The following is a 14,682-nucleotide window of genomic DNA, read 5'->3' as shown; positions in this document are numbered from 1 at the left end:
CAGAAGAACGGCCCGTCCGAGAGGACGGGCCGTTCGTCATTTCCTGACCGGCAGGCGGGCCAGCGCGCCGTGCTCGAGGGCGATCCAGAGCGCTCCGTCGGATCCGAGGGCGAGACCGTGGGGCTCGGAGTTCGGGGTGGGCAGCGCCATGGACTCGATCGTGCCGGTCGTGCTGATCGACCCGACGCGGTTGCCGCCCCACTCGGAGAACCACAGCTCATCGGCGCCCGCGACGATGGCATGCGGCCGCGAACCACGGTCGGGCAACGGGTGCTCGTCGATCTTCCCCTCGACGGTGATGCGGCCGATCTGGCCCGCCGCGATCTCGACGAACCACAGCGCGCCGTCGGGTCCGAGCGTGATCCCGACCGGTGCCGCGTCGGGCGTGGGCAGCTCGTGCACGGTGACGTCGCCGCTCAGGTCGATCCTGCCGATCGCGTTGGCCCGGTTCATCGTGAACCACAGCGCCTCGTCCGGGCCCGCCACGATGGCGGAGGGGAACGCCTCGGCGATCGGGAGGGGGAACTCGGTGACGGTCCCGTCGGTGGCGATGCGCCCGATGCCGTCCGTCGAGGTCTCGGTGAACCACAACGCTCCGTCGGGGCCGGCAGCGATCCCGTAGGGCCCGCACTCCCGTAGTGCGTGCTCGGTCACCGTGCCGTCGACCGTGATCCGGCCGATCTTGTGGGCGCGAAACTCGGTGAACCACAACGCCCCGTCGGACCCGGGAGCGATGATCGTCGGGCCGGAGTCGGCTGCCAGCGAGAACGTCGCGGGAGGCTCGCCAGGGACCAGGCGGCCGATTTCGCCGCTGGCCACCAGCGTGAACCACAGCGCGCCGTCGGGGCCGGCGGTGATGGCGTACGGGCCACTGCCCGGCACGGGGAGCTCGGTGATGCGGCCCGTCCGTTCGGGTGTCATGGATGCCTTTCTCTCGTCGGGCTTCTGCCATCCACACTCTCGCCCCACGGCAGGAGCAGGGACAACCGCTTATCTCCCACTCTTGGATTCCCGAAGATATCTGACTAAAGTCAGGTATATGACAGTGGACACCTCGGTGATGCGCAAGTTCAACATGAGCTACGTCCGTCGCGTAGGAGCGCTCGAGGACTCCTTCCTCGGCAGCGGCCTCCCCTACGGGACCGCTCGCATCCTCTACGAGATCGGCCTCGGCGCCCGCACCGTTCAGGACCTGCGGACCCGCCTCGGCGGCCTCGACTCCGGCTACGTCAGCCGGATGCTGCGGACCCTGGAAGGCAAGGGGTACGTCACGATGGACCAGGACCCGACCGACGGTCGGCGCCGGCTGGTGGTGCTCACCGATGACGGCGTCAAGCAGTGGGACGACCTCGAGCAGCGCTCCGAGGAGCGCGCCCACCTGCTGCTCGACCCGCTGACGCAGCGGCAGCGCGACCGCCTCAACGAGGCCCTGGCGACGGCCGACCTGCTGGTGCGCGCCGCCACCATCACCCTCGAGCCGGTCGACCCACGCGACCCGATGGCCCAGGAGGCCATGGGCCACTACTTCGCCGAGATCGGCGAACGGTTCGGGTTCACCGTCGGTGACGAGGGCTTCGGCGACGACCCGTCGCTGCGGCCACCCCACGGCACCTTCTTCGTCGCCGCCAGCGACGGCGCCCCGGTCGCCTCCGGCGCGGTGCGCGAGTTCGACGGCACCGCCGAGATCAAGCGGATGTGGGTCGACCCCGCCTGGCGCGGCGCCGGCCTCGGCTCACGCCTGCTGCGCCACCTCGAGGCCGAGGCGCTACGGCTCGGCCACCGGGTCGTACGCCTGGACACCCGCGACGTCCTCAGCGAGGCGATCGGCATGTACGAGCGAGCCGGCTACGAGCGCATCGACCGCTACAACGACAACCCCCACGCCACCCACTTCTTCCGCAAGGAGCTGGGCTGAATGCTCACCGAGTTACCTCGGTGAACATCCGCCCGCTGCTGCCACCGCGTAGACCTCCAGCGGGTCCAGCGGCGGCTGGGCGCTGGGGTGTGCGACGGCGGCGGCGCCGACCCGGCAGGCGGTACGCAGGGCCTGCTCGTCCGGGGCACCGGCCAGGATCGCGAGGGTGAGGGCGGCGGAGAAGGCGTCGCCGGCGCCGACGGTGTTGACCACGGTCACGACCTCGGCGGCGGGGACGCGAGCGGTCTCGGTGCCCCCGGCGATCATGACCGCACCTGCGGCTCCGTAGGTCACCGCGACCCGCCGGGCCGCGCGCAGCTCGGGCATGGCGGCGTACTCGGTCTCGTTGACGATGAACAGGTCGACCCGCTCGACGAGGTCGGCGGGGAGCGGCTGCGCCGGGGCCGCGTTGAGCGCGAAGAAGCCCGGCGCCCGCTCGGCCACGGCCTGGACCACCTCCAGGGACAGCTCGAGCTGCATCAGCACCGCCTCCCCGGTCCCGACAGCGATCCCACCGCCGTCGACCAGCGCATTGGCGCCGCCGCAGACCACGATCTGGTTCTCCCCCGCCTCGTCGACGGCGATCAGGGCAGTCCCGGTCGGTGCGTCGACCGTCCCGATGTCCCCCACATCGACGCCGGCGGCCCGGATCGTCTCGACCGCCCAGGCGCCGTCTGCGTCGGAGCCGACCGCACCGACCATCCGGACCCGCGCCCCGAGCCGGCTCGCCGCGACGGCCTGGTTGGCGCCCTTCCCGCCGACGTCACGGCGGAGCCGACCGCCCCCGACGGTCTCACCCGCCACGGGCAGCCGCTCGACGAGCGCCGTCAGGTCGACGTTGATGCTCCCGACGACGACCAGGTCCTGCGGCTGGCGCGCCGGCATCAGGGGCGGACGAGGCCGATGCAGGAGTAGGGCAGGCCGGAGATCCGCTCCAGCGGCACCTCGCGCGCCTCGGCCAGCTTCTTGACGGAGGCCAGGTCGGCGTCGCGCGCCGGGTCGACCAGGATCTTGGCCGGCTCGCCGTGCAGCAGCAGCCGGACGGTCTCGTCGACACCGGCCCGGACCAGGCTGACGTCGCCATCGGCGAACTTCTCGGCCACCTCCTCGACCGCGTCCCAGCCCACCCAGGTGGGCGTGTGGTCACCGCCGAGATGGGCACCGAGGTCGAGCATCACCTTGGTGCGCACGATCGGGAAGCGGGCCGCGACGGTGTCGATGAACTTCTTGGACACATCGGCCGCGGCCAGATCAGCATGGAACACGGCGCCGTGGAAGTCGTTGGGGCCGACCCGGTCGTCGTCGATGACGGGGCGCGAGACGAGGCCCGAGACGGTCGAGCCGAGACAGGCCGACGGGATCAGGTAGTCCTCGCGGGTGCCGTAGACAGCGACGCTCCGGCCCGGGTCGGCGAGGACCGCGAGCTCCGGGGAGAACGGCGAGGCCAGATGGGCGTCGAGCGTCGAGTTGGCCTTCTCGACCGAGGCCGCCAGCTCCCGGGCGATCGCACCCGTGCCGGTCCACCCGTCGACGAACATCACCCGGGCGGGGTCGTGATGCGCGGCCAGATAGGCGAGCGCGGTCTGGTCGATGCCACGCCCGTGGATCATCGAGATCGCGTAGTGCGGCAGGTCGATCCCGTGCACGCGCTGCGCCCAGCGCCGCATCAGGACCCCGATCGGGGTGCCGGAACGCACCAGGGAGACCAGCACGGCATCCTGCCCACGCCGGGCCAGCACCTGCTCGGTGACCAGGCCGATGGCGTACGCGACCCGCTGGGCCGATGCGGTCAGGGCTTCGTCGAAGAGCTCGCGCTGTGCCTCCGCATGCTCGGCCGGCGCCTTCGCGGCGTCCTCGGACAGGTCCTTGAGGAGCCAGGCGACGTCGTCGCGGTCGTAGGAACCGAAGGCCGGCCCGCGGAGCGGATCAGGCAGCTGCCGGGCCGGCTGGTCGTGGCGCGGCTCCGGGGCGTACGCCGGGATGGTCACGACCACGACCCGCGGCGCGATCCGGGCGAGCTGGTCGACCAGGCCGCCCTCCTCGTGCAGCGCGGGGGTGTCTGCCGGCTCGTCGACGACCAGGACGATCGTCTCGAAGGCACCCTCCCGCAGGTTGTAGGCGAAGCGCGGCCCGTCGCCGTCGGCAGGCGCGTCATGGGACGGGAAGGTGATCGCGGTGCGGATCGCGTAGCCCGGGTCGTCGACGTCGAGCACCGGCGACCGGGTGGTCGTCGAGAAGGTGATCTCGTGACGGCGTCCCTCGGCCGCACGCCGGTCCGCCAGGGCGGAGGCGATCCGCAGCGGTGCGTACATCAGCTCCTCGGTGCCGAGGACGTGCACCGGGCCGTCGGGGATGCGGCCGGCGACGGCCGCGGCGGTCACCGTGACGGCCGACTCGTAGGAGCCGGAGGAGCTGGTCGTGAAGCCATGGCGGCCGCCCTCCGGGACGGCGCGGGGCCAGGTGGCGACGACCTGGACGACCTCGCCACGCGGACGCCGGCTCGGCTCGACGCCGGCCAGCTGGCGGAGGCTCTCGACGTTGTCGATGAGCTGGTTGCCGTGGTCGGCGAGATCCTCGGGCAGCTCGATCTCGCCGCTCGCGAGGGAGACCACGTCCAGGGTCGCGCGCAGCCGCTTGATCGAGCGCTCCATCCGGCCTCGGTCGTCCTCCGAGCGCAGGTCGACGAGCGCGGCCACGACGTAGTGCTTGTGCGGGAACTTCTTGTGCAGCGCCCGGATGGTGTTGACGACGGTCTTGCCGGTGATGACCTCGTCGTCGACCAGCACCAGCGTCTGCGCGCGGGCGAGGAAGGCGGGGTCGGCGGGGAGCAGCCGATGGGCGGTCGCGTGCGAGTGCTCCTCGTAGAAGTCGGCGACGGACTCGATGCCGTCGACGACCCGGCGGGTGGAGTGCAGGTAGGGCGCGCCGAGGGCGTCGGCGACGAGATGGCCGAGCGCGGTGGCAGTCTCGGCGTAGCCGAGGACCACCGCGTCACCGGTCACCGCGGCGCGCGCCTTGGCCCCCAGACGCAGCCCGGCGTCGGTCACGAGCCGCGGGTCGGTCGGGACGTGCTTGCCGAGGACGGAGGAGACGAGGAGCTGCGCGCGTCGGGGGTTGCGTCGCACCGCCAGACCGACCAGGTCGGTGAGCATCATCCCGCTCGGCGCGTCGGTCGTCCGTAGGCGCACGCCCAGACGTTCGGCCACCCAGGTGCCCGACCAGCCGCTCGCTTCGTCTCTCACAGGTGACATTCTCCCCCAATGCTCCTCATCTGACTCAACCGCAGAGAGGCTGCCCCTGTCCACTGCGGATCTCGTCCGAACGGCCGCTACGCCCGTCTCGCCGTCCTGAATGAGAACGTGTTCTTGCCGAACGTGATGAAGAGCACTAGGTTCCGCACATGTCGACTCGCTCGGGAAGCTTCGCCATCGTTGCCGCCGCGGCGGCTGTGCTCGCGTTCGGAACCTCTCTGCTGAGCCCGGTCGGGCCCGCCGGCGCCGACCCGGCCGAGGAGACCCCACGGCTGTCCCGGGAGGGACGCTGGCTGGTCGACCAGTACGGCCGGACCGTGCTGGTGCACGGGCAGAACCTGGTCTGGAAGCACGATCCGTACGTCCCGCCCGACTCCCCCGAGGGCTTCACCGCGGCCGACGCGGAATGGCTGGCGGAGCACGGGTTCAACGGCGCCCGGATCGGCACCCTGTGGGCGGGCGTGACCCCGGACGCTCCCGGGCAGGTCGACGAGGACTACCTCGACGACTGGCAGCGGGTGATCGACCTGCTCGCCGACGAGGGCATCTGGATGCAGTACGACTTCCACCAGGACATGTGGCACGAGACCTACGGCGGCGAGGGCGTGCCCGACTGGGCGGCGAAGCGGCCGGCGCCCTACCACCTGCACCCGCCGATCAAGCTGTCCTTCCCGGCGACCTACCTCACCCCCGAGCTGGCCACCGTCTACGACAACTTCTGGGCGAACAAGGACGGCGTGCAGGACGGCTGGGCCGCGGCCTGGAGCGCGGTCGCGCAGCGGTGGGGCGACCAGCCCTACTCGATGGGCTACGACCTCATCAACGAGCCGTGGGCGGGCCGGGAGTGGCTCTCCTGCCCGATCACCGGGTGCAAGAGCTCCTACCGGGACGAGTTCCAGCCGGCGTACGAGCGGGCGACGGCGGCGATCCGCGAGTCCGATCCCGACGGCATCGTCTGGTACGAGTCGCAGCTGCTCGCCAACCAGGTGCCCAACTCCAGCTTCGGGCCGGCCAACGACGACCAGGTCGGCTACTCCTGGCACAGCTACTGCCCCTTCGGCTACCTCGACTCCCAGGGCATCCCGGTCGGGGTCAGCGGCTGCAAGGACTACGACGAGACCCACAACACCAAGGCGCTCGAGCAGGCCGAGACGATGGGCGCGACCAACCTGATGTCGGAGTTCGGCGCGACCGACAACACCGAGCTGCTGGCCATCGACACCGCCTCCGCCGACGACCACTTCACCTCCTGGATGCACTGGGCCTACAAGCACTGGGACGACCCGACCACCGCCGACGGCGCCCAGGGCATGTTCGCCGACGACGCCGATCTCTCGACGGTGAAGTCCGAGAAGCTGCGTACGCTGGTCCGCACCTATCCGCAGGCCACGGCCGGCACTCCCGTCGACCTCTCCTTCGACCCCGCCACCGGCGCGTTCAGCTACACCTACGAGCCGAACCCGGACATCACGGAGCCGACCGAGATCTTCGTCAGCCCGCTCCACTACCCCTCCGGGGCGGACATCGCCGTGGAGGGCGGCCGGGTCGTCGGCGAGGCCGAGCACCACCGGATCCTGGTCGAGGCGAGCGGAACGGAACCGGTGACGGTCACGATTGACTAAGGTGGCTGTGCCCGCTCGTCGGTCCAGCCATCGGAGGATCACTTGTCCGTCTCGCTCGCCAAGGGACAGTCGGTCTCGCTCACCACAGGTGACGGCAGCAGCATGACGCACGTACGGATCGCGCTCGGTTGGGACGCGGTCAGACAGGGCCTCTTCGGCGGGTTCCGCGGGGCCGACGTCGACATGGACGCCTCCGCGATCCTCTACGACGCGGCCGGCTCCCACGTCGACCAGGCCTGGTTCCGGCAGTTGAAGTCGAGGGACGGCGCCGTCGTCCACACCGGCGACAACCGCACCGGCGCGGGTGAGGGCGACGACGAGTCGATCATCCTCCACCTCGACCGGGTGTCTCCCGAGGTCGCCCAGATCGTCTTCACGATCAACTCCTTCACCGGGCAGAGCTTCGCCCAGATCCAGAACGCGTTCTGCCGTCTCGTCGACGAGAACACCCATACCGAGATCGCCCGCTTCGACCTGAGCCAGACCGGGCCGCACACCGCGGAGATCATGGCGAAGGTCAGCCGCCACGCCGGCGGCTGGGCGATGACCGCGCTCGGCGAGATCGGCAACGGGCGTACGTTCCAGGACCTGCTGCCCTCGATCGCCCCGACGCTCTGATCTCAGCCGAGTGAGCCGACCCCGACGACGGTGAGGCCGGCGCCGAGAACGGTGACGCCGAGCGCGGCCAGGATCGGGGTGACCTTCGCCGCGACCTGGAGGTAGGTCTTCGACTCGGCGACGCGGACGACGAGGTTGTTGCCGGCCAGGGCCAGCAGGCCCACGCCGAACAGGATCGTGGCCATGCCCAGGCCGAAGGTGACCACCAGGAGCAGCGCGAAGGCCGAGCGGCCGGCGAAGAGACCGGTCACCAGGACCAGGAAGGCGCCCGGCGACGGGGTCAGGCCGCCGGAGATGCCGAGCAGGACGATGCCGGGGCGGCGTACGCCTTCGGGGTGACGGTGCCCATGTCCGTGGCCGTGCTCATGGGAATGCCCGTGGGAGTGCCCGTGCCCGGTCCCCGAGCGGGCGGCGCGCCAGTGCCGGCGCAGCAGCCAGAGCCCGGTGCCGACGACCAGCACCCCGGCGACGATCTGCAGCCCCGCGGTGAGGTTCTCCAGGCGTACGAGATCCGAGAGCGAGAAGAACGCCCACGCCACCGCGATGACCAGCACCGAGAACGTGTGCATCACCGCCACCGAACCGCCGAGCCAGGCCGCATCGCGCACGCGACCCTCCGCGCCGATCAGATAGGCCGCGGCCAGCGTCTTGCCGTGGCCCGGCGCGATCGCGTGCGCGGCGCCGGCGGCGAAGGCGAGCACGAAGGCGGCCGCGGCGATGCCGGGCTCGTCCAGGTAGCCCTGCACCCGCTCGACCAGCGCGGCCGCTCCGAACCAGTCGCCCATCAGGAAGTCGTCCATGTCAGACGCAAACGATGGCACAGAGTTTCCTCACCGGATACGGCTGCGGCAAACGTTTACCAGCCCGACAGACGGGCGTCGACAGCGCCGCTCGGCCGCGTTCACCAGGTCTCAGGATCCTCATCGACTGGCCGGGCACGGGTGCTCGGCTGTTCGGCACCTCGGGCGCTGCCGCACGTCTCACGCCGCATGACCCAAGGAGCATCGTGTTCGCAGCACCGAGCGCCATCTTCGCCAGACCCGGACGTACGCGGCTGGTCGCCGTGGCCGCGGGCCTGGCCCTCGCCGGCGGCATCATCGCCGCCCTGCCCGGCGACGCCGTCACCTCCGCAAGCGCCGCCACCTACACCGCGGTCGGGGCACCCCTGACCGGGCCGCCGCCGGCCGCACTGGCGACCGTCGACGCCCCCACGGCCGACGTCCTCGACATCGACTTCGCGGACGGCACCCCGCACGAGCGCGCCCGGTCGCTCGAGCCGCGCACCTGGGGCGCACCGACCTACGGCACCGACGACACCCTCGCCGAGGCGCCGACCGACATCATGACCGTCGACGGCACCGACGACGCGGTCTCCGTCGAGCACGACCCGTGGGCCGGCCTGCAACAGGGCTTCACCATCGAGTGCGTCTTCCGGGTCGAGGCCACGCTGCCCACGACCAACGAGAAGGACCTCTGCTCCAACAAGGAGGCGGGCGGCTACTCGGTCTACGTGACCGGCTCCAACCTGGGCACGATGGCCCACATCGGCGGCGGCTACAAGTCGGTGTTGACCCCGATCACGGCCCATCGCTGGTATCACGTGCTCTCGGTCTGGGACGGCCAGAGCCTGAGCCTGTACGTCAACGGCACCAAGGCCGGCTCGACCGCCGCCACCGGCGCGCTGCAGGCACCGGCCGCGACCTCGCGCCGCTTCGTGGTCGGGGCCGACTCGGCTCCCACCGGCATCGGCCAGCCGGCCCCGCCGGCCTCGTTCGCCGGCGCCTCGATCTTCGCCCGCGCGGTGACCGACGCCGAGGCCGCCGCCCTGGCCGGCGCCTACGACACCGCTCCCCCGGTGCCGGCCGCCGACGTGCTCGACGTCGACTTCGACGACGGCACCCCGGCCGACGACACGGGCCGCGCCGTGACCACGGTCGGCGAGCCGGTCATCTCCGACGACACCGCGCTGAAGGCCAAGGTCGCCTCGTTCGACGGCTCCAACGACGCGTACGCCTATGCGATGGGCTCCTCGGCGTGGGACCTGATCGACGAGCAGGTCTCCATCGAGTGCACCTTCAAGGACAACGGGACCTACCCCAACGGGACCGAGCACTCGATCTGCTCGGAGAAGGAGGGCGGCGGCTACTCGATCGTCGTCTACAGCGGCAAGCTGACCTTCGCCGTCCACGCCGGCGGGGCCTACCGCAACGCGCAGGTGGAGATCGAGACCGGCCGCTGGTACCACGCCGTGGGCACCTGGGACGGCTCGACCGCCCGGCTCTACGTCGACGGCGCGCTGGCCGCCTCGATCGCGGCGCCCGCCCCGCTGACCCGCCCCGGCGGCAGCGCCCTCAACTCCTTCTACGTCGGTGCCGACTCGGTCAACCAGTTCTGGTCGCCGGTCACCGTACGCAACGCCCGCATCTACACCGACGTGCTCACCGCCGACCAGGCCGACGCCCTGAACGTGGCAGCGCTCGGTGACGTACGCGACGCCGGGGTGGTCGTCGACGGCACCACCCCCGCGGCCGGTTCGCACCTCACCACGCCGACCGAGTTCGCCGTCGACATCACCAACCAGGGCAACGCCTCCGGCTGGGCCTACACGCTCGACGGCGACCCGATCCAGCCCGGTCAGGAGATCGGTGCCGGCCTCGCCGCCGGCGAGCACACCATCGAGATCACCGCCAAGGACGTCTTCGGCCGACCGGTCGCGCACACCTCGACGTTCACCTCCGACGCGATCCCGACCGGAGGCGGCACCGACACCGGTCAGGGCAAGGGCAAGGTGACGCTCTCCGCGATCGCCAACAGCCCCAACGGCTCCGACGTGACCACCACCTTCAAGGCGGCCTCCGCCTCGGTCGCCGACGGCGGCTTCCAGGGGGTCGTGCCGGTGCTCCCGAGCGCCCTCGAGTTCGACTACTCCTCCCCGGAGACGATCAGCGGGAGCCAGAAGCCGGACGGGCAGACCACCGACAGCGCCTCGAGCAAGCTGATCCCGTTCCAGCGCTACGACGTCACCGTCCCGGCCTCCGACTCCCGTCGCCACGTGGTCTGGACCGGCACGGCCGACCCGGCCCGCTCGGTCTCGCTGCGGGTGTGGAACACCGTCGAGAGCCGGTGGGACGAGCTGGCCTCCGGACGCGGCATCGCCGACGGCGACACCACCCTGCAGGGCCGGGCGCTCGCCGCCCACGTCGACGACGGCGTGGTCCACGTCCTGGTGACCGGTATCGACCCGTTCGCCGACGACCTCTCGCCGCGCGACGACTCGGCCGCCGACGACAAGGACCACTTCGAGAACCCCGACGACTACGACTTCTCCTTCGCCCACTTCACCGACACCCAGTACATCGCCGAGGGCGCGGCCGGAGGGACGTACGAGAACTTCAACGGGATCGAGGAGCCCTCGGACGTGCAGCTGGTCGAGGAGCAGGCGGTGTGGCAGCGGGCCTACCGCGCCGAGACCGAGTGGATCCGAGACAACGCCGACCAGCGCAAGATCGCGTTCACCTCGCACACCGGTGACGTGACCGAGAACGACACCAAGGACCCGCTGGCCACCGGCGCCGACGGCAAGCTGCTCTATCCGGGGCTCGACGAGCAGGTCACCCGCGAGTTCGAGTTCACCTCGGATGCGCAGGCGACCCTCGACGAGGCCGGTGTGGTCAACCAGGTCGTCGCGGGCAACCACGACAACCAGGGCGGCAACGAGACCGGGTCGCAGTCGCGCTTCAGCCGCTACTTCAGCCCGTCGCGCTACTACGACGCGGCGCAGGCATGGCCCGAGGGGGCGTCGTACCACGCCTGGGACGAGGAGACCGACGCCTCCGGCAACGTGGTCGCGCCGGGCACCGACAACCAGAACAACTACGTGCTCTTCTCCGCCGGCGGGCTCGACTTCGTCGCGGTCGGCCTCTCCTACGGGGTCACCGAGGAGGAGGCGGCCTGGGCGAGCGAGGTCTTCTCCCGCTTCCCCGACCGCAACGGCATCCTGAGCACCCACGCCTACCTCGCCCCGTCCACGGCTCCCGACGGTCGCGGCGCGAAGTTCTCCACCGACGGCTCCCGGCTCTACGACCAGGTCGTGGAGGCCAACCCCAACGTGTTCCTGGTCCTCGCCGGCCACGAGCACGGCGTCGGTACGAACCTCAAGCGAGGCATCGGCGCGACGGTCTCCCACAACGTGGTGGAGCTGCTGGCCGACTACCAGTTCTACAAGGTGACGGCCGGAGAGCTCTTCCCCGACGCCGTCGACGCCTCCGGGAACATCGACCTCAACGGTGACGGGACGGTGGACCACAAGTCGACCGACCTGCTGCAGTTCGGCGCCTCCTACCTGCGCCTGCTGCAGTTCGACACCGAGCGCGCGGAGATGTCGATCGACACCTACTCCCCGCACCTGGACGACTTCGGAGCGACGGAGTACGACGACCGCCACCGCTACAACGGGGCCGAGGACAACCTGACGCTCCCGGTGGACCTCTCCACCCGGCGTACGTCCTTCACGACCGACGCGCTGACGGTGGTCACCCCGACCGACACCGTGATCGGCACCGACACCGCGCGTTCGGGTTGGCCGGCGACGGTGGAGTGGAGCGGGCTGAGCGAGGGCGAGGTGTACGCCTGGACCTCGACCTCCCGCACCGGCGCGGCCCAGACGCTCGGCTCGATCGACCAGTTCGGCGGCGTCTTCCTGGCCACCGCGGCCGGCACCGACGTCACCCCGCCGGTGCTGACGGTCCCGGCCTCGACGACCCTCCAGGTCGGCGAGGAGTTCGACCCGCTGGCCGGGGTCAGCGCGACCGACAACACCGACGGTGACCTGGCGGGCAGCATCCAGGTCTCCGGCAGCGTCGATGTGAACACGCCGGGCGCCTACCCGCTGACCTATTCGGTCACCGACACCAACGGCAACCAGGCCGTCGCCTCGCGGGCGGTCGTCGTCGAGAAGGCCGACGTCCCGGACCTGACCCCGGTCACGCTCACCGCCAAGGACGTCACGGTCCGATTCGGACGGGATCTGACGCTGCGTACGTCGCTCGCGCCGCGCAGCGCGACCGGCACGGCGCAGTTCCTCATCGGCGAGGACGTCCTGTGCGAGGCCCGTGTCCGGCGCGGGGTCGCCGAGTGCGACGTCGACGTGCTGCCGCCGCCGGGCCGCCACCAGGTGCAGGTCGTCTACCCGGGCGACGAGAAGCACGAGCCGGCCACGACCGGCCTCACGCTGACGGTCAAGCAGCGCTAGTGGCGCGTGTCCTCCGGGCACTCGCGGTGGTCGCCGGCCTCGTGCTGGCGGCCACCGCGGCCGTGCCCGCATCGGCCCACCCGTTCGGGGCCCCGCAGACCGCTCGGATCGCCGGCAGCGCCGGAGCCCCCGAGGTGACCTGGCGGTTCGGCGCGACCGACGACATCGCCTACCTCGCGGTGCAGGTCGGCGCGCTGCCGCCCGACCGGATGACGCTCGACGGCGTCGTCCTCTACGAGCCCGGCGACGAGAAGGCGCTGGCGCGGTCGCAGGCCTACGCCGACTACGTGCTCGACCACATCCGGATCAAGGGCTGCGAGGGCTCGGTGACGGCGGCCGACGATCTCATCGCCGACGGCACCACGGTCACCTTCGACTGCCCGTCACCGGCCTCGGCCACGCCGATCGAGATCGACATGATGACCGACCTGCACCCGGCGTACCAGACGCTGGCCTCGGGTCCGAACGGCCAGAAGGCGGCGTACGCAGGGACCACCCGCTCCCACGGCTGGTCCCTCGAGGAGTCCCGGGCCGCGGCAACCGGGCTCAGCGCGCTGCTCCAGATCGGCGGCACCCTCGGCGCGATCGCGCTGGTCGGTGCCGTCGGGTGGTGGCTCGTGCGGCGTCGCCGGCCGCGAGAAGCTAGCGCTTCAGCTTCTTGATCTCGTCCTTGGCGGCCTGCTGGGCGATCGCCTCGGCCTGGGCCTCCTCGCCGAAGACGCCCTCGACCTTGGCCTTCTCCACCTTCTTGAACTGGCGCAGCATGCTCCAGGCGATCACCGCGACGGCGACGCAGAGCGCGATGAAGATGCCGAAGGCGGTCCAGCCCGCGACCACGTCCTCGTCCTGCGGCGGGGTGGGCTCAGGAGCGGGCTGAGAGGTGTGCAGCGTCTGCGTCGTCATCGGGAGGCCGGACATACCGACATTGTCTCACCTGTGCCTGAGAGATCACACGGGCAGGGGCGCCGCAGTACGCAGCACCTGGCCCTGCCCGCGCGATCTCCGGAGCGCTCAGGCGGTGATGACCTTGCCGAAGCTGATCTCGCGACCGACGGCGGCCTTGCCCTCGTCGTCGGCGGTGGAGACCTCGAGACCGGCGAACAGATCGGTCTCGACGCCCTTCTCCGCCTCGGGCACCGGCACGTAGGAGGTCACCAGCTCGAAGTCCTCGGTCGGCCACGCCTCCTTCTCGATCTCCCGGGGCACCGCGAACCAGGGGCCGTCGGGGTCGATCTGGGTGGCATGGGCGAGCAGGGCCTGGTCGCGCACGCCGAAGAACTCCGCACACTCCACCTTCGTGGTGACCCGCTCGTCCCACCCCGGCTCCGGCTTCCAGTCCTGGAGGCGCTCCTCGTACGGCGAGCTGAGCCCGTGGCCCTTCATCGCCTCGTGCAGGGCGAGCGTGCGCGGGTAGTTGAAGGTGTGGCTGTAGTAGAGCTTCAGCGGCTGCCACGGCTCGCCCGCGTCCGGGAACAGGTCGGGGTCGCCCGCCGCCCGGAACGCCTCCACCGAGACCCGGTGGCACATGATGTGGTCCGGGTGCGGGTAGCCCCCTCGCTCGTCGTACGTCGTGACCACGTGCGGCCGGAACGAGCGAATGATCTCGACGAGCCGGCGCGTGGTCACCTCGAGCGGCATCCGGCCGAAGGAGCCCTCGGGGAGCAGCGACCAGTCCTTGGCCGCCATGTCCTTGACCTGCATGAACTCCTCGACCCAGCCGGAGTCGACGAAGCCGAGCCAGTCCTGCTTGATGCCGAGGATGTCGCGGGCGCGGTGCATCTCCTCGCGGCGGATCTCGTGGATGTTCTCCAGGATCCCGGGGCGCTCCATCTTCGGGTTGAGGATGTCGCCCCGCTCGCCGCCCGTACACGTCGCGACATGGACGTCGACGCCTTCGGCGACGTACTTCGCGGTGGTTCCCGCGCCCTTGCTCGACTCGTCGTCGGGGTGCGCGTGCACGTGCATCAGGCGGAACGCCTGCTGGGGCTGCTCTGGCATGAGTTCAATCCTAACCACGCCGCGTCT

11 protein-coding genes are annotated in these 14,682 nt (G+C 71.0%); 5 read left to right on the top strand and 6 right to left on the bottom strand.

All coding sequences use genetic code 11. The annotated features are described in order from the left end of the window. Positions 1–36: 36 nt before the first annotated feature. A complete protein-coding gene (locus tag ACZ6WN_RS24770) occupies positions 37–921 on the bottom strand; it encodes a Vgb family protein (protein ID WP_465868494.1) in 885 nt (294 codons plus the stop codon). Between the two features lie 118 nt (positions 922–1,039). On the opposite strand from ACZ6WN_RS24770, the gene ACZ6WN_RS24765 reads away from it, so the two are divergent. After that, positions 1,040–1,915, top strand: a complete 876-nt coding sequence (locus tag ACZ6WN_RS24765; protein ID WP_465868493.1) for a bifunctional helix-turn-helix transcriptional regulator/GNAT family N-acetyltransferase — start codon at positions 1,040–1,042, stop codon at positions 1,913–1,915. A gap of 12 nt (positions 1,916–1,927) precedes the next feature. Here the strand turns inward: ACZ6WN_RS24765 and ACZ6WN_RS24760 are convergent, their stop codons facing one another. Both ACZ6WN_RS24760 and ACZ6WN_RS24755 read right to left on the bottom strand, forming a co-directional pair. Next, positions 1,928–2,800, bottom strand: a complete 873-nt coding sequence (locus ACZ6WN_RS24760; protein WP_465868491.1) for a ribokinase — start codon at positions 2,798–2,800, stop codon at positions 1,928–1,930. Next, a complete protein-coding gene (locus ACZ6WN_RS24755; RefSeq protein WP_465868490.1) occupies positions 2,800–5,166 on the bottom strand; it encodes a phosphoribosyltransferase domain-containing protein in 2,367 nt (788 codons plus the stop codon). Before ACZ6WN_RS24755 ends, ACZ6WN_RS24760 begins: the two co-directional genes overlap by 1 nt. Before the next feature lie 149 nt (positions 5,167–5,315). On the opposite strand from ACZ6WN_RS24755, the gene ACZ6WN_RS24750 reads away from it, so the two are divergent. Together ACZ6WN_RS24750 and ACZ6WN_RS24745 are read left to right on the top strand one after the other, a co-directional pair. Next, positions 5,316–6,788, top strand: a complete 1,473-nt coding sequence (locus ACZ6WN_RS24750; protein WP_465868488.1) for a cellulase family glycosylhydrolase — start codon at positions 5,316–5,318, stop codon at positions 6,786–6,788. A gap of 42 nt (positions 6,789–6,830) precedes the next feature. After that, positions 6,831–7,406, top strand: a complete 576-nt coding sequence (locus ACZ6WN_RS24745) for a TerD family protein (RefSeq protein WP_465868487.1) — start codon at positions 6,831–6,833, stop codon at positions 7,404–7,406. A gap of 2 nt (positions 7,407–7,408) precedes the next feature. Here the strand turns inward: ACZ6WN_RS24745 and ACZ6WN_RS24740 are convergent, their stop codons facing one another. Then, on the bottom strand, positions 7,409–8,206 hold the full coding sequence (locus ACZ6WN_RS24740) for a HoxN/HupN/NixA family nickel/cobalt transporter (RefSeq protein ID WP_465868485.1): 798 nt from the start codon (positions 8,204–8,206) through the stop codon (positions 7,409–7,411). Positions 8,207–8,412: 206 nt separating this feature from the next. Here ACZ6WN_RS24740 and ACZ6WN_RS24735 point away from each other — a divergent pair, with 206 nt between their 5' ends. Together ACZ6WN_RS24735 and ACZ6WN_RS24730 are read left to right on the top strand one after the other, a co-directional pair. Then, positions 8,413–12,657, top strand: coding sequence for a LamG-like jellyroll fold domain-containing protein (locus tag ACZ6WN_RS24735; protein ID WP_465868483.1), 4,245 nt, complete (start codon positions 8,413–8,415; stop codon positions 12,655–12,657). Continuing rightward, positions 12,657–13,319 carry a hypothetical protein gene (locus ACZ6WN_RS24730; protein WP_465868482.1) on the top strand — a complete coding sequence of 221 codons (663 nt, stop codon included), beginning with the start codon at positions 12,657–12,659 and terminating at the stop codon, positions 13,317–13,319. The genes ACZ6WN_RS24735 and ACZ6WN_RS24730 overlap by 1 nt, the downstream gene beginning before the upstream one ends. Here ACZ6WN_RS24730 and ACZ6WN_RS24725 read toward each other — a convergent pair. After that, the gene (locus ACZ6WN_RS24725; protein ID WP_091050473.1) at positions 13,300–13,575 is read right to left on the bottom strand and encodes a hypothetical protein; all 276 of its coding nucleotides are present in this window, start codon (positions 13,573–13,575) and stop codon (positions 13,300–13,302) included. The genes ACZ6WN_RS24730 and ACZ6WN_RS24725 overlap by 20 nt on opposite strands. A gap of 93 nt (positions 13,576–13,668) precedes the next feature. Continuing rightward, positions 13,669–14,655 (bottom strand): mycothiol conjugate amidase Mca, encoded by a 987-nt coding sequence (gene mca, locus ACZ6WN_RS24720; RefSeq protein ID WP_465868480.1) that lies wholly within the window; start codon positions 14,653–14,655, stop codon positions 13,669–13,671. Positions 14,656–14,682 lie beyond the last annotated feature (27 nt).

The organism is Nocardioides sp. NPDC054178 (assembly GCF_055585005.1).
This window is presented reverse-complemented; position numbering and strand designations above follow the sequence as displayed.